Below are 17,108 nucleotides of genomic sequence, written 5' to 3' on the forward strand. Positions count from 1 at the left end.
TTCATTTTATTATAAAGGAAAAGCCTGATAATTGATACGTGCGTATAGGGAAGAGGCGCAAAAGCGCCGATCTTCCCTTGTGCACATTATTCATGAGCCGCTTTTTGATGCTCCGTTCTTTCCAGAGAAAGCGAGCGCATTTTTTCAAGCTCAGCTTCGACCTCGTCCGAATATTGCGATCGGCTGACTTCTGTGTTCGCCTCAGCCGAAGTGCCGTATTTGACGCGGACTTCCATTTCTTCAATGCGGTTTTCCATTCGAAGGAACTCTCTGTAGGCGCTTTCGCTGTCAATTTTGTCAAAAGATGCGTTCATATGTTCCTTCGCTTTCGCGGCGTTGGCGCGGGCGATGAGCGCCTGTTTTTTATCCTTTACGTCGCGAAGACGCGTTTCCAAAGTCTCCAGCTGTTCTTTCAGCTCTGCCAGCTGTGTTTTCGCCTGCTCATACGCTTTTTCATGTTCGGCCGCTTTTCCCTCAAGGTATTTCATTTCAGTCAGAGCCTTTTTCGCAAGCTCCTCTTCCCCTGCGTCAAAGGCAAGCTGAGCTTGATTTTTCCGCTTAGCCGCCGTTTCTGAGGCGTCTTCTTGTTTTTTCTTAAACTGATGGACGATTGTGTGCTGTTTGACAATCGTTTGTTTCGCCTTGGCGATATCACTTTCCATGTCACGCACATATTGATTCAGCATGACTTTCGGATTTTCTAATTTATCAAGCCCTTCATTAACAGATGCGACGAACATATCTCTTATTCTTTTTAAGACCATTTTGTTTTCCTCCTTATTTTTTCTTCAAAAATTCTTCCCATTCAGAATCAAATCCGGATTGATAGCCCGGTGATGCCGCTTCCGGTTCATACTGCCGGGAATCAGTGTCTGAGCCGCCCTGCTTCATCATCTTCCACCCGAAATACACCATGGCGCCAGCCAGTCCGATGGCTACGATAAACGGAAGAGAGCCGACGAGAATCATAGCCCCGATGACGCCCGCGATGATACCGGATACGGCGCGGCCTTTTGAAAACCGTTTTATTCCCCAGTAAAGCATCAGGCCTCCGATCGCCAGCGGGATGATAAGTGCGAAGTGGCCCCCTCCGAAAAAGACAGAAAGTCCGAACACAATCAGCAGGAAGCCGCCTGCCGTTTTTACATTTATATTCATGCAGATCCTCCTTTCGTTTTCCTTGTCTTTACTATAAACAAATCCCGCGGACGGCAAAACGAGTCAGAGATTGATTTTCATATCAGACCGGAGTCGTATAAGCCCCCGGACCCTTACATAAAAAAAACGCCGCTGTGCCGGACGGCACAGGGCGTTTAACGGAAATGCTAGATTCTGACGCTCGCTTCTTTTTCCCTGATGAGATCGGAGCGTTCCGCTTTGGCCAGCTTCGTAAAAAACAATATTCCGAGACCGGACAGGACTTCGACGAGACCGCCGGCGGCGATGACTTTTCCGGAACCGAAAGCGTTAGCCGCGTATCCGCATAGAACCGCACCGAGCGGAATGGATATGTTTGAGATCATATGGATGACGGCATAAACTTGCGGCTGGTCATCTTTGTCCACAGACGTCTGAATAATGGTATATTCCGGCACATTAATGGCGCTGACGGCAGATCCGAATGCAAACGCGGCGAGGAAGACGAGCGGCAGAAAAGTGTTGATGCCCGTGATGAAAAATGCCGCCCCTTCTATGATTCCCGCCGACACAAACAGGAGACCGTATTTGTTCACCTTCACTTTTGCCAAAATAAAACCCATTAAAAAGGCTCCGCCCGTGCCTGTCGCTTTCAAAAGCGAGTAGATGATCGGCGGCATGTGTAAATCTTCAGCGACATAAACGGCAGAGAGCGCCTCCCACGGAGCGGCCGCAAAATTCATGAAGATACAGTAGATAGCGAGCGGGTATAAAATCTGGTGTTTTCTGACAAGCACAAAACCCCGTTTGAGTCTTCCGAAATACGTTCCGCGCTGTTTAACGGCGACGGTCTTCTGTTTGTCCTGATGAACTTGGTATGCAATAAAGAGTACGAGAAAACCTGATAGAAGATAGAATATAAGTGCGATAAACAAAGAATAGGCGGGACTGATAAATGTTAAAAACACCCCGCTCAGCGTAATGGCGGCAAGCCTGACGATCTGGCCTGATGACTGGATGACCGCATTCGCTTTCTGCAGGCTGTTTTCTCCGACAATATTGGGGATTAACGAGATGGATGCAGGATTATAAGCGGCTCCCGTGGCTGAATGCACGATCATGAGGAGCATGACAAACCATAAAGGAGAAAAACCGTTAAAATAACAGACCGGAATGATTAACACGACCGCCGCGCGCGTGAGGTCGGAAAAATACATCCAGAATTTCAGCGTATGCTGCTTCATAAAAGGCCCGGTAATCGGCGCCAGCATCGCCTCCGGAAGAAACGTGACCGCAATCAGCAGAGCCGTGCCGATCGCGCCTTCTCCGTCAAAAATCAAAAACCATAGAATGGAATTAAAGGCAAAACCGTCTCCCGACAATTTGACAAGCCTTGAGATAAACAGAAAGGTGAAATTTTTATTCCAGATGCTCTCGCTCTTATTATATGTATCCATCTATCAAATCCCCCATTATTTTACAGCGTTTCTTATAATATCTCATTTTTTAATTTTTCAGTCAATAATGCATAAGATACATTTTCCTACTGGCAATAAGGGTTCAATTGATGGGTATCTCCACAAAAAAACAGCCGGCATGCTGCCGCCGGCTGAATGAAACGTTATTCATCGTCACGGAATACTGCGGCGCTTCTCTCATACTCTACATCCTTAACGCCTTGTCTTGCGTTGACTGCTCTTGCCGCCGCAAAAAAATAATCAGACAGGCGGTTCAAGTAACGCAGCACCGTATCGTTTATCTCTTCTGTTTTGCTCAGTTTCACGGTGAGACGCTCCGCCCGTCTTGTAACGGTCCGCGCGATGTGAAGCTGGGCAGCCGCCTTATGCCCGCCCGGAAGAATAAATTTCTCAAGCGGGGGCGCTTCAGCCGTATAACGGTCTATGCAGTCTTCCAATACGGAAATAGATTGCTCTCTCAATTTATAGTTCTTATGCTCAGTGACAGTCGCCAAATCGCCGCCGCAGTCAAACAGCTCGTGCTGAATGTTTCGGAGTTCGGCTTTCAGATCACCGCAATTCTCACAATCAGCAAGCTCCGCAAGCGCAAGCCCGATAAAGCTGTTCAGCTCATCAATCGTCCCGTAGCTCTCAACCCGCAGACTGTCTTTATCCGTTCTGCCGCCGATCAGGCTTGTCTGTCCTTTATCGCCGGTTTTCGTATAGAGCTTCATCGATCTATTCCTCCTTCTTCCGCCGCTTTTACACATGCCGTGATCCCGCTTCTGACGGCTTTTTCCGCATGACGGGCGTCCACTGCCTCTCCCGTCTGAAAAGCGGCAATGACAATGTCACCATTTGCCTGTATTCCGGAAAGAGCCTGCATTCTCGCTTCTGCCGCTGCCGTTAACAGCCGTACAAATCCCTGTTCAGATAAACGTCCGCTGATAAGTGCCCAAACGGTGTGCTGCGCTGTCACGGCAATCGTAACCGAATCAAACGTCCGGCAGATCAAACCAGCGGCCGCTGAGCCGGAAAGCCGGCGGCTCCACGAAAAACCTGATCCGTCAGATGAGGTTGACAACATTCTAAACGGCCGGTCTGTATGAAGCGTTACGGTATTTCCGCTTTTGTTTATCAGAGAGGCAAACGGAACGGTGGCGGATTCTCTTTCTTCCCGCACTTCCGGCTTGAAGGCGATCAGCGGTTTCGACGACGTTTGTTGGTCAACAGCGCTGACGGTGATGCCGTAAATGTCTTCTATCGTCTCTTTTTTCAAAGCCTGCTCCGGCGGCTGCTTCGAAAAAGCGCGTCCGTCCTTCATCATCAGGAGCTGATCACAGTATTGTCCCGCGGCGTTGAGGTCGTGAAAAATACTGATGACCGTAAGGCCCCTTTCTCTCGTCAGCCGCTTCACCGTATCGAGCAGGTCTTTTTGATATTTGAGATCAAGAAATGTCGTCGGCTCATCCAGACACAGCACCTCGGGCTGCTGAGCCAGCGCCTGCGCCAAATAGACGCGCTGCCTTTCTCCGCCGCTCAGATTGCGGACGGATTGCTGCGCATAGCGGGCGATGCCCGCCATTTCCATCGCTTCCCGGATAATGTCTTCGTCGTTTTGATCCGTCTGTCTGAAGAGTCCTTTTTGAAACGGGTATCTGCCAAAGGACACCGTTTCCTTGACGGTAAATGTAAAGGCTTGTTCTGTATGCTGCGGCAAAACGGCCATGATTTTCGCAAGCTCCCGCGGCTTGTATCTGCCGATAGGCTTGCCTGCGACGAACACCTCGCCTTTTGAGGGAGGGAGCATCCCCGTCAGCAGTTTCATCAGTGTTGTTTTTCCTGAGCCGTTCGGACCGAGTATGCCGACAAATTCACCCTTTCCGGCAGTAAAGCTGACATCCTCTACAATCATCCGCCCTCCGTACCCGCCGGACAGGCTGCTCACCCTGATCATAAGCGTTTCCCTCCATGGTGCTGGCGAAGCAGAATCAAAGCAAATACAGGCGCTCCCGCCAATGCCGTCATAATGCCGATCGGCAATTCGACAGGTTCAATAACGGTGCGGGAAAACAAATCCGCCAAAATGAGAAAACCGGCGCCCGTCAGTGCTGACAGCGGCAGTAAATGGCGATGATCCGTTCCCCATAAAAGCCGCGTCACATGGGGAATGACAAGGCCGACAAACCCGATCGTCCCCGATACGGCAACCGCTCCTCCCGTCAGCAGAGATCCGGCGGTAATCATCAGCAGTTTTCTCTTTCCCGTACTGACGCCTAAAAGCCTTGCCTTTTCTTCTCCATAGGTCATAATGTTTAATTCTCTGCCGTTGATAAGCAGAAGCGCCGTCCCGGCCAGAAAAAAAGGCAGAAACAGCGCGACATAGCCCCAGCCCCTCATTGACACGCTGCCTAACAGCCAGCGGACAATCGGGAGCAGATCATTTCCCGTTAAAGCGATCACAAGCGAAATGAGGGCCCCGAGAAAAGAATTCATGATGATGCCTGTCAAAATGAGCGTCGAAACCGACATGGACGCATGAACGAGACGGCTGAAAAAAAGAACCGCCGCCATAACCGCAATGGCTGCGGCAATACTGACGACTGGAAGTGTGAACCGGCCGATGACGGGAATCTGAATGCCGAAAAACAAAGTGATAACGGCCCCCGCCGAGGCTCCTGAAGATACCCCGAGTGTATAAGGGTCGGCGAGCGGATTTTTCAGAAGCCCCTGAAACGCCGCTCCCGCAATTGATAACGCGGCACCGACAAGGGCTGCCAGAATGACTCTCGGCAGACGGATATTCATCATAATATTTACATTCATGGGATCAACAGAGGAGGTCCGGCCGATCCCGATCAAAAAAACGTCGGATAAAGGGATATGCAGACTGCCGATTGAAATGCCGAGTGCCGTACAAACGGCTAAAAACAGCAGGCTGATCGTGTAGGCCAGCGGGCGGTTACTTTTTAAACGTTTCAGGATAAACGCTTTCTGCAAGCTTCTCGACCCCTTTTACCAGACGCGGGCCAGAGCGTGTGACAAGGTCAGGATCAACAGAATAGACGTTATGGTGTTTGACCGCATTGACGGCACCCCAGCCGGCGCGTTTTTCCACTTCAGCTGCCTTTACGCCGTCTGTCGTAATGATGACATCCGGATTCATTTTGACAATCGCTTCATCCGTCAGCTGCACCCAGCCGGTCTGGCTGCCGGCCGCGTTTTTCGCATGTATATCTTCAAGCATTTCGTTCATAAACGTGCCTTTTCCCGTCGTGTAGCCGTCAGGAGAAACTTCGACGAATACTTTCTTTTCATCTTTTTCAGAGATGGCCGCCGCTTTCTTTTCTATGACGGAAAGGTCGGATTTCATCGATTTGATCAGCTTGTCCGCCTGTTTTTCTTTGCCGGCCGCTTTTCCGATCATGCTGATTGATTTGTACACTTCTTGGAACGATTGAGCGTCATTGACCGTTAATAAGGTGATGCCCGCATCTTTTAATTGCTTCATCGCATCGGCGGAAGCGGACATAGAGGACGCGTGGGCAAGCACGAGATCCGGCTTCAGCGCGATGACTTTCTCAGCGTTAACATTCATATCTCCGACTTTCGGTTTTTTTACCGCTTCTTTCGGATATGTATCATTTGTCGTGACGCCTGCGATCTTATCTCCTAGCCCCAGCGCGTATGTAATTTCCGTATTGCTCGGCATGAGGGAAACGATTTTTTCCGGTGCCTGCTTTATGGTTACTTTTTCGTTGGCGGCATCCTTAATGGTTACCGGGAATGCTTCGGTTGATACGGCTTTTTGTTTTGCCGCGCTTCCTTCTTCTTGTGCGCCGGAACAGCCGGCGATCACAAAGGCGGTGACAAAGAGCGCCGCCCAGACGGCAGTGATTTTCTTCATTCTTTTAACTCCCCCTGGTTATGGTAAACGATTGTCTCTTTGACATTCGTATCCTTTTTTCGCAGTAATTATACTATAAGTCTGTCAGGCTTGTATATCCGGCCTTTTTGCATGAAAGCAAATTGTTCGTAAACACTAAAATCCATCATGTATACTGTTACACAATCATGTTAAGAGGAGGATCATCATGGAATTACAGCTTAAACGAAAGCTCGTTTTGATTACAGGATCAACTTCAGGCATCGGAAAAGCCGCGGCAAAAAGCTTTTTAGCCGAAGGCGCCGAGGTGATTGTAAACGGAAGAAAAAAAGAAACCGTGGAACGGACGGTTGAGGAGCTTTCCGCTTACGGAACGGTTCACGGCATTGCCGCTGATTTATCGCGTCAGGATGAGGCGGATGACCTGATTAAGCGCGCCGGCGGAATCGGAGAAGTCGATATTCTCGTCAATAACCTCGGATTTTTTGAAGTAAAGGACTTCGCTGAGGTGACTGATGATGAATGGACCCGGTATTTTGAAGTAAATGTCATGAGCGCCGTGCGCCTGTGCCGGCGTTTTCTGCCGCAAATGCTTGAAAGAAACAGCGGACGGATTCTGAACATCTCCAGTGAGGCCGGTGTCAAACCGCTTGCGCAAATGATTCCGTATTCAATGACGAAAACGGCGTTAATCAGCTTGTCACGGGGAATGGCAGAAATGACAAAAGGCACAAATGTCACGGTAAACTCCGTGCTGCCCGGACCGACATGGACCGAAGGCGTCGCTGCTTACATGGAAGGAGCCGCTAAGGCTGCCGGAGAAGATACGGACAGCTTCGTCCGGGATTATTTTAAAGTGAATGAACCGACGTCCTTGATTCAGCGCTACGCGACGCCGGAAGAAGTCGCCAATACGATTGTATTTCTCGCTTCAGATGCGGCATCTGCCATTAACGGCACCGCACAGCGGGTTGAAGGCGGCATCATCCGCTCCATTTAACGAAAAAAAGCCCGGCACAATGGGAACTGTCCCCTATATGCCCGGGCTTTTTTTATATCATGCCTGCAAACGGAACCGGCTCCCACCCTCCCGTCTCAAGCTCTGCGGAAAACAGGCCGCCCGCATGCGGCTGCTCAAGTCTTTCGGCTTCCGTCAATTTTTCCGTCGCGGTCGTAATGTATAATGTGTTCAGCTCTCTGCCTCCGAACGCGCAGCAGGTGACGTATTTTGCGGGAACTTCAATAGATGCGATTTCTTTATGAGAAAACGGGTCAATCCGGACGGCACGGCCGCCTCCGAACAGAGCCACCCACAGCATTCCGTCCCGGTCAATGGTCATTCCGTCGGGAGATCCTTGCGACTTCGGAAATCGGTAAACCGTTTTCGGATCTGATACGGCTCCGGTTTCCGGATCGTATGAATAACGGACGATTTCCTGCGTCGGAGTATCGATATAATACATCAGGTTTCGGTCTCGATCCCAATCCAGACCGTTGGAAGTGGAGACCTGGTCTTTTATTTTGGCAAGGCTGCCGTCCGTATTCAGACGGTACAGCGAAGCCTCCTCTTCTTTGCCTTCCATGCTCGTCGTTCCCGCCCATAATCTTCCGGACGGGTCGCACTTGGCGTCATTGAAACGGATATCTTCCCGCATGTCTTTCGGCTGCTTCATCTTCGTCAACGTATCTTCCTGCAGATTGTACAGATAAAAACCGTCTTTCATCGTCATCACCAGCTCTTCCTTTGAATACAAAGCCAGAGCCGTTACGAATGATTTGAATTTAACGGAACGGTTGATTCCGTCAGCCGGAGTAAAGATATGGAGCTGGCTGCCCAGTATATCCACCCAGTACAGGCATTCCTTGTCCTTATCCCATAAGGGGCCTTCTCCGATCACCGCTCTCGTATCTGCTCGTAATGCTGCTTCCATGTGTGAACACCTCTTTTGCTTGTCAGTCTCCTATTGTTATTCCCGACAAAGCGGCGTCCAAACTCAATCTTTTTTAAAAAGAATCGTAATAACCGTTCCGGCGCTGATTCTGCTGTTAACATGAATGGTTCCGTTATGAAGATGAACCAGTTCCTTTGCGATGGCGAGTCCGAGTCCCGTTCCTTCCGACGGCCCCTTCGTATTCGTTCCCCGGTAATAACGGTTAAACAGCTGGTGAATCGTTTCTTCATCCATTCCTCTTCCGTTATCTTTCACCTTCAGAATCAGCTGTTCGGCTGATTCCTCGAGCACGACCCGAATGGCGGTCCCTTTCTTATTATGCTTTACGGCGTTTGCCAGCAAATTCTCCAGAATACGGCGGAACCATGCTTCATCAATGGCGAAAAGAATGTCTTCCTTTTTGGTTTCAAAGGCGATGTCATAGCCTTCCGAGAACGTGTTTTTCGTAAAATCGTTCGTGACGTTTCTGATAAACGGAACGACGTTGATCAGCCGCCGTTCAATCGGGAGGGCGGCGTTTTTCAGACGGTATGTCAAGTTTAAGTCCTCAATCAGTTTTGACATATATTCTGATTTTTCCCGGACGATCTGCCCCATTTCTTTGACTTCCTCCGGGGTCCAGTCGTATTGCTTCGATTCAAGCATCATGCTGTAGCCGTAAATCGTGCTCAGCGGCGTTTTTAAGTCATGGCTGAGTCCGGCGATCCACTCTTCCCTTGTCGCTTGGATTTTTTCTCTGTTTTTCTTATCCCGCTTCAGCGTATCGGTCAGCTGGTCCATCGATTCGAAAATCTCGGCGAAAAAGCGGAACGGCTGCTTTGTTTTGCCTTTTTTGTTTTTGCTGACCGGCTGTCCTTTGCGGTTCTTCGGCTCTTCAAGCCGGCCCTTTGATAAATTGACAAGCCATTTGATGGTATGAAACAGAGGCCATCCGAAACGGAAAGAGTACCAGATTGTCAGAATACAGATCATAAATACCAAGATTCCGATCAGCAAAAAGAGGGTTTTCATCACATTTCTCAAAAATGACTTGTTAAACTCATGATCGGGGATGTACACGGGGTTCGGCACCGACGCGACCATCCATTTCGTTTTATCGAGTCTTTTAAAAGAAATTTCCCGCTTATAATTCCACGGCTTGGAATTGTATTTCAGCAATTCAAGCTCATTGACGTTGTTCCGCTCTTTTTTGGTGCTGTTGATATCTCCGAGCAGTCTGCCGCTGTCCTCGAGAAGGTAGACCGCCCCTTTTTCCCGTTTAATATAATCAACCGTGCTTTTTTTATATTGAGAAAGGGAAGCGAGGGATGGCTCCTGTGATTCGATGTAAGTGAGAAGCTGCTCGCTGGCGGATTTCCAGCCGAACAGAATCAAATAGGTCTCATTATTAATCGTGACCGTCCAGTAGTTCAGCTTGTAGTTGTCAAAATTCCGGTACTGATAAATGGATAAGAGATCTTTTCTGCTGTAATGGCTCGGGACGTCTTTCGGCACTCTGTACGCGTAGTCCGTTTTTTCATTATCATTAATGATCTGCAGCCAGCCTTTCTGCTTTCTGACCGACATCTTTAAAAATTCATCAACATCCCATGTGCCGTCTTCATTTTTATCAAGCCACGCTTCAAACGAGTCAGCCGTCGCTTTGGTCAGTCCCGCATTGGCTTCCGCTTCGCTGAAACGCCAATCCAAATAGAAAAAAGAAGCGACGGCCAAAACAGAGATCAGCAGGATGACAAGCAGCAGCTGCCCAAAAAAGTGGAGCAGAAATTTTCCGCGCATTCTCATGACCGGGTTCCTTTTTCTCCTTGATCGGGAATAAACCGATAGCCGAGGCCGCGCACCGTTACAATATAGGACGGATCGCTTGGGTCTTTTTCAATCTTTTCTCTGAGCTTGCGGATGTGCACCATGACGGTGTTGTTGTCGCCGTAAGACGGATATCCCCACACTTTTTCATAGATCTGGTCTTTTGAGAGCACCACATCAGGGTGTTCGCAGAAATATTGCAGCAATTGCAGAAGCTGTGCGGAGCAGCTGACGGGCTCGCCCCCGACGATCAGCTCGGCGTTTTGCGGCGAATAGGAAAAATGGCTGTATGAATACGTCTTGACCGCCGTTTTCTCTTCGCGCTTATAGGTTCTTTTTAACGTCGCCCTGATCCGCGCCGCCAATTCGAGCGGATTAAACGGCTTTGTTATATAATCATCAGCCCCCAATGCAAATCCTGACAGCTTATCCGCATCAGAAGACCGGGCAGTCAGAAAAAAGATCGGAGCATCGGTATAGTTCCGGATTTCGGTGCATGCTTCAAAACCGGACATGCCTTCCATCATCACATCCAGCACGAGCAGATCCGCGGTTTCATGTTTAACAAATTCAATCGCTTCCTCGGCGCTGCCGGCTGTCTTAATGTTGTGATAGCCTTCTTTGACGAGAACGCGTTTGACCATATCAACGATCGCCTTCTCATCGTCTACAATTAAAATTGACGCATTTTCCACCTTGGACGTTCCTTTCTCTTTGTTTTTTTCATCATATCATTATATGGATAAGATTTGGCACTTTTTTAGTGCGGAGGTCTTGCGGGGAGCAGAAAAGAAAAACGAGACCGGATATCTTCTCTCGTTTTTCTCGCGGTGGCAGAGCGGTATATCAGTCATCCCGCCCTTTTGTCAGGAGTTTTCATTTATAAGATGTAGAATAAATTCCCAAAACCCAGGCACTTCCTGGCATAACAGCATGTCCGCTTTTTCAACTATTTTAATCTTTAATTCTTGTTCCAAATCCTCTCTTTCCTGGTAAGACGTATTGCTCAGTTTTTTTTTTATCATTGGCGAAAAACGCGATATCAAGAGTTCCATTTCGTCGATATCTGTTTTCTCTTTGTTGAAATCAAATGGCCCGTTCACTGCTTATTTTCCCCCTTTTTTTGCTTGTCCAGCTGCTTTCTCAGATTGTCGAGCCCTTTTTTATGAATATTGGAAATGTTCTGCCGGGATTCACCCAGCGACTCGGCAATCTCCTTCATCGTCGCTCCGTGAAGGTAAATATTCGTCAGCACACTTTTTTGTTTATCGGTTAACGTCTGGAGCGCTTCATATAAATCCCGGTTTTGGACATGCTGGCTCAAATCTCCCTGCCGCCGCAGAAACTCTTCATACGCGTCTTTTCCCATTTCATAGGGAAGCGTTTCACCTCCTTCCGGCTGATCCACCGTCAGCGGATAGCGCTTCTGATTTTTGCGGATGCGCTTGTCAAAGTCGATGGAGAAAATCCGGATCATAGAGTTCATATATTTTATGATCCGGATTTCCTTATAAAACTGCTTAAAATGTTCGTCCAGTGATTTTGCATCTTTCTCGTCTGAATGTTCCAGCACATTTTTAAATTTCTCGTAATGCTGTGGGTCACTTAAAAAATGTTTGACGATCGGATGTTTCATGATTTCCTTGCATTTTGACCGTAAAAGAACTTGATAGTCCATAAAACCGCCTCCTATTTAAATTAAATGAAAGAAAGCAAAAAAAAGTAAACTACTCCTTTCCGACTAAGGTTTTACACTCCTTATGTCCCGGTTTTTCCGGAACAAAAAAAGACTCTCAGCCCGGATATCAGGTTTACAAGAGACGCTCTTTCTTTCACTTATATACATGACTGCAGGTCAAGTCAGGAGGTGGCTGATAATGGATCAGGTTTTTATAGAAGAAGCAGTCAGACAGATCGGCAATCTCGGCTTTCCGGCTCTGATTGCCATGTACCTTCTCACCCGGTTTGAGAAGAAATTTGACGCCCTGATCGAGCTGATGACAGAACTGAAAGACCAGAAGATGAAAAATTAATTTTCAAACGAAGTTGACTTTTCAACGGAACGCATCACTTAACAAAGCAGAAGGGAAAACGAAAGGCCTTTCACATTCTCTTTCTGAAAAAAAACAAAGCTTGAGAGGAGACGATTCACATGTCAAAAGAAAACAACTGCAATATCCCGCAGCCGATCAGAGGAGACAAAGGGGCGACCGTCACGATTCCGCGCAACCTTGAAAGAGACCGCCAAAATCCGGATATGCTGGTGCCGCCGGAAACGGATCACGGCACAGTGGATAATATGAAATTCTCTTTCTCAGATGTGCACAACCGGCTGGAAAAGGGCGGATACGCGCGTGAGGTGACCGTTCGCGAGCTGCCGATTTCTAAAAATCTCGCATCTGTCAATATGCGTTTAAAACCGGGCGCCATCCGTGAGCTGCACTGGCATAAAGAAGCGGAATGGGCTTATATGCTGACGGGCAAAGCGCGGATTACGATTGTCGATGAACAGGGGCGCAGTTTTATCGATGACGTGAAGGAAGGAGATCTGTGGTACTTCCCGTCAGGTCTGCCGCACTCCATTCAGGCGCTGAAAGAAGGCTGTGAATTTCTCTTAGTCTTTGATGACGGCTCATTCTCAGAAAACAGCACATTCCAAGTGACTGACTGGCTTGCCCACACGCCGCTTGATGTCATCGCCAACAACTTCGGGGTTTCAGAAAAAGACCTTGCCGGCCTGCCTGGGAAAGAAAAATATATCTTTGAAGAGCCTGTTCCCGGAAAGCTGAAAGATGACATTGTGGAAGGGCCGAACGGCGAAGTGCCTTACCCGTTCACTTACCGTCTGCTGGATGAAGGCCCGACTGCTGAGACGGACGGCGGCAAAGTATATATCGCGGATTCCACAAACTTCAAAGTGTCCAAAACGATCGCTTCAGCGCTTGTCGTGGTCGAACCGGGCGCAATGAGAGAGCTGCACTGGCATCCGAATACGCATGAATGGCAGTATTATATTTCCGGTAAAGGCCGGATGACGGTTTTTGCTTCGGACGGCCATGCGAGAACATTTAACTATCAGGCCGGGGATGTCGGTTACGTCCCGTTCGCAATGGGCCACTATGTCGAGAACTTGGGAGATGAGCCGCTCGTCTTCTTGGAAATCTTCAAAGATGACCATTATGCCGATGTGTCTCTGAACCAATGGCTCGCCATGCTTCCTGAGAAATTCGTCCAGCAGCATCTTGAACTGGGCAAAGACTTTACCGACATTCTTTCGAAAGAGAAACATCCAGTCGTCAAAAAGAAATGCTGAAGACACATATCGACTTGCAGAGTTCATCTCTGCAAGTCTCCTCTGTGTGAAAAGGAGCTGAGCAGATGATCAATCAAAACAGGCCGAAATTGTTTTTTCTCCGGGTGCTCACGTATGCCTTGGCAGCGGCCGCTGTATTATTCGGGTATTTCATCGTGATGATGACCGTATTTTCATTAGCCGGGACGAGCTACGGATCGATGGCGTACGTCCTGCTTTTTTCTGTGCTTTTTATTCTTCTCGGATTATGTTTTGAACCGCTTGAGCGGCTGATGGTACATAGTTTTACCTTTTTCAGGACGGGCAGGCTGCCTTTTCTTCTTTTAGCCAGCACCGTTCAGCTGCTGTTTCTTTGGATGACCGCGTATACGACGGATAAACTGATTGAAAAGATTTGGCTGTCAACGACCGAGGAGCTGATTGTGGCGGGGGTTTTTTTCGTGTTGGATAAATGCGTCTCCGTGCAGAAACAAACCCGGGCGCAATAAAAAACGCAGGCCGAAATGGCTCTGCGTTTTTACCGTCATACCGAGGCGTTTTCATGCTGGATTAAATCGTAGGTTAAGCAGACGGGTTTGTTCGTGCGCGGATCTTTTACGATCTGTGCGTCAATCTGAAACACGTCTTCCAATATGCCGGGCGTCATGACTTCCTCCGCCGTCCCTTCCTTGATGACGCGTCCTTTTTTCAGCGCGATCATATAATGGGAAAAACGGGCGGCATGGTTCAGATCATGAATGACCATTAAAATGGTTCGTCCCTGCTCCTTGTTTAATTTGTCCAGCAGCTGCAGAATTTCCAGCTGATGGGCAAGATCTAAATAAGTAGTCGGTTCATCAAGAAGCAGCAGCTCCGTTTCTTGAGCGAGCGCCATTGCGATCCACACACGCTGCCGCTGCCCGCCGGAAAGCGCTTCGATCGGCCGGTCGTAAAATTCGGCCATCCCCGTCTCTTCAAGCGCCCATTTGATCATGTCACGGTCTTTATCACTCAAACGGCCCATTCCGGACTGATGCGGAAATCTGCCGTAAGAAACAAGTTCGTATACGGTCAGCCCGCTCGGCGCTTCAGGCGTCTGCGGAAGGATTGCCATTTCCTTGGCGATGTCCTTCGTTGATTTTTGCATGATCGCCTGTCCGTTTAAATAGACGGCGCCGGATTTCGGTTTCATGATTCTTGACATCGTCTTAAGAACCGTCGATTTTCCGCAGCCGTTCGGACCGATCAGCGTTGTAATTTTTCCTTTCGGTATGGCGATATCCAATTCTTTCGCTATCAGACGGTCACCATAACCGACAGTAAGCTGTTCCGCCGATAATGAGTTCATCGCGGCAGTCTCCCTCCTCTATTTCGTTTTCATCAGCAAATATATAAAATACGGCGCTCCGAGCACGGAAATCACCAAGCCGACGGGAACTTCGGACGTCACAAGCACATTTCTCGCCAGCGTATCGGCAAGCAGAAATAAAAATGCGCCGATCAAAGCTGAAACCGGAATAAGCGTCTGGTGGCGCGGCCCGGTAAGCCTTCTGGCCAAATGCGGCGCAATCAGTCCGAGAAAAGCGATTCCGCCGGCTGCCGCAACACATGACGCCGTCAGGGCGACAGCGGAAATCAGCAGAACGCGCCGCTCCTTTTCAACCCGGGTGCCAAGTCCCGCAGCCAGCTGGTCACCAAGCTGCAGCACATTTAAATACCTCGCTTTATACAGGCTGAACGGCAACAGAACCAGCAGCCACGGCAAAATCGACAGCACCATTTTCCAATTGGCGTTCCAAATCGAACCGGAAATCCATACAAGCGCCTGCATGAAGTCCCGCGGGTCCATTTTCAGCTGAAAAATCAAGAGCAGCGCATTAAACCCCGCATTGACGCCGATCCCGACCAAAATGAGCCGGACGGGTGAAACGCCTTTTTTCCAAGCCAGCACGTAGATGAGAAACGCAGCCAGAAAAGCCCCCGCCAAAGCGCTCACCGGAAGCAGCCATGTACTGAACATGCTTAAATCAACAGCGGCCCCTTGGAAAAAGAAGATAAACAGAACGACCGCCAAAGACGCTCCGGCGTTAATACCGAGAATGCCTGGCTCCGCCAAGTCATTTTGAGACACGCTTTGAAAAATCGCGCCTGCAACCGCGATCCCGGCGCCGGCCAGCAATGACAGCACCATGCGCGGGAGTCTGAATTCAAATAAAACAAGCTGATCCCGTGCATCCCCTTGTCCGAAAAAGACTCGTAACGTATCGAGAGGCGCAATCCGGATCACACCCATGTTTAAGCTGATAAAAAAGACGATGCATATGAGCAATAACGTAACAGCCGCGACCGCCAGCGGTTTTTTCGATTTCACATTCATTACAGCCCTCTCCTTTCCCTGCGCGCCAAATAAAAGAAAAAGGGAACGCCGATAAGGGCGGTTAAAGCGCCGACCGGTGTCTCAAACGGCGCATTGACGAGTCTTGCGGCAATATCACTGAAGACTAACAGGACGGCGCCGAATACCGCCGAACAAGGAATAATCCACCTGTAATCGACACCGACTAAAAATCGGGTGATATGCGGAATCACCAAGCCGATAAAAGAAATGGCTCCGGCAACTGAGACTGAAGCCCCCGTCAGCAGGACAACGACAAACATTCCGATTACTTTCACAAGCGCCGTATACTGCCCGAGCCCTTTGGCCAGCTCCTCACCCAAGCTCAGCACCGTCACTGAGCGCGCAATCAAAAAGGCAAGCAAAAGACCGATAACGCCGACTGCCAAAAGCAGCTGCACGCCCTCCCATTTCACGGATGCAACCCCTCCGGCATACCAGAACTTCACATCCTGGGCGACGTCAAACCGGATCGCAATCGCGCTTGAAAGCCCCGTCAAGAAATAGCCGACTGCCGTACCGGCCAGCGCGAGCTTCACAGGTGTCAGCCCGCCTTTTGAAAACAAGCCGATGCCAAAAACAATAAGCGCCCCGATTCCCGCTCCCGCAAAGGACCATAAGACAAGCCCCGCTGCAGACAGCCCCGGAAAAAAAGCAAATGCGCAAGCGATCGCAAAGCCGGACCCCGAAGTCACACCCATAATGGAAGGCTCAGCAAGCGGGTTCCGCGTCAGCCCCTGCATGATTGCCCCGGACACAGCTAAAAAAGCCCCGACGAGCGCGGCGGCGGCGGTTCTCGGCAGCCTCAGATCGCGTATGATTTGATGAGATGTATTTTGCGGCTGAAAGTGAAAGAGAGCGTTCCACACCGTCCGCAGATGAATATCGGCGGCTCCGATGGAAACAGACAAAACTGCGCCGATCAATAAAACCGCAATACCGGCAAAAAGCAGCACAGCCGCTCTGAATGAACGCGCCGTCCACTGGATTTCGCTCCCTGACGCCCCTTGAGCCGTCATTGTCTGTTTCTTTTTTAATAGACCCAACACTCGTTCTTCCTTTCTCCAAGACAAGAATGTTAATGATAATGATTATCAATGACTTGTTTCAGTATAGCACTATTTTCTTCTCTTTTAATAGACCTAATTTCATATAAAAAAAGAAAGTTTTTCTTAAAAAAGAG

Annotated in this window: 19 protein-coding genes; 4 read left to right on the top strand and 15 right to left on the bottom strand. The window is 49.2% G+C overall.

What is annotated here, in order from left to right; translation table 11 throughout:
• Positions 1-86 precede the first annotated feature (86 nt).
• The 7 genes from liaH to QRX25_RS16035 form a co-directional block, all read right to left on the bottom strand.
• On the bottom strand, positions 87-764 hold the full coding sequence (liaH, locus tag QRX25_RS16005) for a stress responsive protein LiaH (RefSeq protein WP_212099251.1): 678 nt from the start codon (positions 762-764) through the stop codon (positions 87-89).
• 13 nt (positions 765-777) lie between these two features.
• A complete protein-coding gene (locus tag QRX25_RS16010; RefSeq protein ID WP_212099254.1) occupies positions 778-1,158 on the bottom strand; it encodes a protein liaI in 381 nt (126 codons plus the stop codon).
• A gap of 167 nt (positions 1,159-1,325) precedes the next feature.
• A complete protein-coding gene (locus QRX25_RS16015; RefSeq protein ID WP_212099257.1) occupies positions 1,326-2,594 on the bottom strand; it encodes an MFS transporter in 1,269 nt (422 codons plus the stop codon).
• A gap of 164 nt (positions 2,595-2,758) precedes the next feature.
• The gene (locus tag QRX25_RS16020) at positions 2,759-3,328 is read right to left on the bottom strand and encodes a cob(I)yrinic acid a,c-diamide adenosyltransferase (protein ID WP_212099259.1); all 570 of its coding nucleotides are present in this window, start codon (positions 3,326-3,328) and stop codon (positions 2,759-2,761) included.
• Entirely contained in the window at positions 3,325-4,551 is a 1,227-nt protein-coding gene (locus tag QRX25_RS16025) for an ABC transporter ATP-binding protein (protein ID WP_212099261.1), read from the bottom strand. Before QRX25_RS16025 ends, QRX25_RS16020 begins: the two co-directional genes overlap by 4 nt.
• A complete protein-coding gene (locus QRX25_RS16030) occupies positions 4,548-5,594 on the bottom strand; it encodes a FecCD family ABC transporter permease (protein ID WP_212099263.1) in 1,047 nt (348 codons plus the stop codon). The genes QRX25_RS16025 and QRX25_RS16030 overlap by 4 nt, the downstream gene beginning before the upstream one ends.
• On the bottom strand, positions 5,557-6,501 hold the full coding sequence (locus QRX25_RS16035; protein ID WP_212099265.1) for an ABC transporter substrate-binding protein: 945 nt from the start codon (positions 6,499-6,501) through the stop codon (positions 5,557-5,559). Before QRX25_RS16035 ends, QRX25_RS16030 begins: the two co-directional genes overlap by 38 nt.
• 187 nt (positions 6,502-6,688) lie before the next feature.
• On the opposite strand from QRX25_RS16035, the gene QRX25_RS16040 reads away from it, so the two are divergent.
• Positions 6,689-7,480, top strand: a complete 792-nt coding sequence (locus tag QRX25_RS16040) for an SDR family NAD(P)-dependent oxidoreductase (protein WP_065982299.1) — start codon at positions 6,689-6,691, stop codon at positions 7,478-7,480.
• A 52-nt stretch (positions 7,481-7,532) separates the two neighbouring features.
• On the opposite strand, the gene QRX25_RS16045 is transcribed toward QRX25_RS16040, so the two are convergent.
• From QRX25_RS16045 to sigO, 5 genes are all read right to left on the bottom strand, one after another.
• On the bottom strand, positions 7,533-8,411 hold the full coding sequence (locus QRX25_RS16045; protein WP_065522210.1) for an SMP-30/gluconolactonase/LRE family protein: 879 nt from the start codon (positions 8,409-8,411) through the stop codon (positions 7,533-7,535).
• 63 nt (positions 8,412-8,474) lie between these two features.
• The gene (locus tag QRX25_RS16050; protein ID WP_212099267.1) at positions 8,475-10,217 is read right to left on the bottom strand and encodes a HAMP domain-containing sensor histidine kinase; all 1,743 of its coding nucleotides are present in this window, start codon (positions 10,215-10,217) and stop codon (positions 8,475-8,477) included.
• The gene (locus tag QRX25_RS16055) at positions 10,214-10,933 is read right to left on the bottom strand and encodes a response regulator transcription factor (RefSeq protein ID WP_045511928.1); all 720 of its coding nucleotides are present in this window, start codon (positions 10,931-10,933) and stop codon (positions 10,214-10,216) included. The genes QRX25_RS16050 and QRX25_RS16055 overlap by 4 nt, the downstream gene beginning before the upstream one ends.
• 171 nt (positions 10,934-11,104) lie before the next feature.
• The gene (rsoA, locus tag QRX25_RS16060) at positions 11,105-11,341 is read right to left on the bottom strand and encodes a sigma-O factor regulator RsoA (RefSeq protein WP_013353577.1); all 237 of its coding nucleotides are present in this window, start codon (positions 11,339-11,341) and stop codon (positions 11,105-11,107) included.
• The gene (sigO, locus tag QRX25_RS16065; RefSeq protein ID WP_212101768.1) at positions 11,338-11,874 is read right to left on the bottom strand and encodes an RNA polymerase sigma factor SigO; all 537 of its coding nucleotides are present in this window, start codon (positions 11,872-11,874) and stop codon (positions 11,338-11,340) included. Before sigO ends, rsoA begins: the two co-directional genes overlap by 4 nt.
• Positions 11,875-12,115: 241 nt before the next feature.
• Between sigO and QRX25_RS16070 the strand changes: the two genes are divergently transcribed.
• The 3 genes from QRX25_RS16070 to rsiO all read left to right on the top strand — a co-directional run bounded on the left by QRX25_RS16070 (position 12,116) and on the right by rsiO (position 14,039).
• Positions 12,116-12,271: a YvrJ family protein gene (locus QRX25_RS16070; protein ID WP_012118419.1), complete on the top strand. Its 156-nt coding sequence runs from the start codon at positions 12,116-12,118 to the stop codon at positions 12,269-12,271.
• 119 nt (positions 12,272-12,390) lie between these two features.
• On the top strand, positions 12,391-13,551 hold the full coding sequence (gene oxdC / locus QRX25_RS16075; protein WP_065982304.1) for an oxalate decarboxylase: 1,161 nt from the start codon (positions 12,391-12,393) through the stop codon (positions 13,549-13,551).
• Between the two features lie 65 nt (positions 13,552-13,616).
• A complete protein-coding gene (gene rsiO, locus QRX25_RS16080; protein ID WP_212099269.1) occupies positions 13,617-14,039 on the top strand; it encodes an acid stress-sensitive anti sigma factor RsiO in 423 nt (140 codons plus the stop codon).
• Between the two features lie 35 nt (positions 14,040-14,074).
• Here rsiO and QRX25_RS16085 read toward each other — a convergent pair whose 3' ends face one another.
• Genes QRX25_RS16085 through QRX25_RS16095 form a run of 3 tightly spaced genes read right to left on the bottom strand, consistent with a single transcriptional unit; the run spans position 14,075 to position 16,944 of the window.
• Complete coding sequence (locus QRX25_RS16085) at positions 14,075-14,878, bottom strand: ABC transporter ATP-binding protein (protein WP_065982306.1); 804 nt, start codon at positions 14,876-14,878, stop codon at positions 14,075-14,077.
• An 18-nt stretch (positions 14,879-14,896) separates the two neighbouring features.
• Positions 14,897-15,907, bottom strand: a complete 1,011-nt coding sequence (locus tag QRX25_RS16090; protein WP_212099272.1) for a FecCD family ABC transporter permease — start codon at positions 15,905-15,907, stop codon at positions 14,897-14,899.
• Positions 15,907-16,944: a FecCD family ABC transporter permease gene (locus QRX25_RS16095; protein WP_044051913.1), complete on the bottom strand. Its 1,038-nt coding sequence runs from the start codon at positions 16,942-16,944 to the stop codon at positions 15,907-15,909. Before QRX25_RS16095 ends, QRX25_RS16090 begins: the two co-directional genes overlap by 1 nt.
• Between the last annotated feature and the right edge of the window lie 164 nt (positions 16,945-17,108).

The sequence above is a fragment of the Bacillus sp. L381 genome (assembly GCF_030284525.1).
In the GTDB taxonomy this organism is placed as follows: Bacteria; Bacillota; Bacilli; order Bacillales; family Bacillaceae; genus Bacillus; species Bacillus amyloliquefaciens.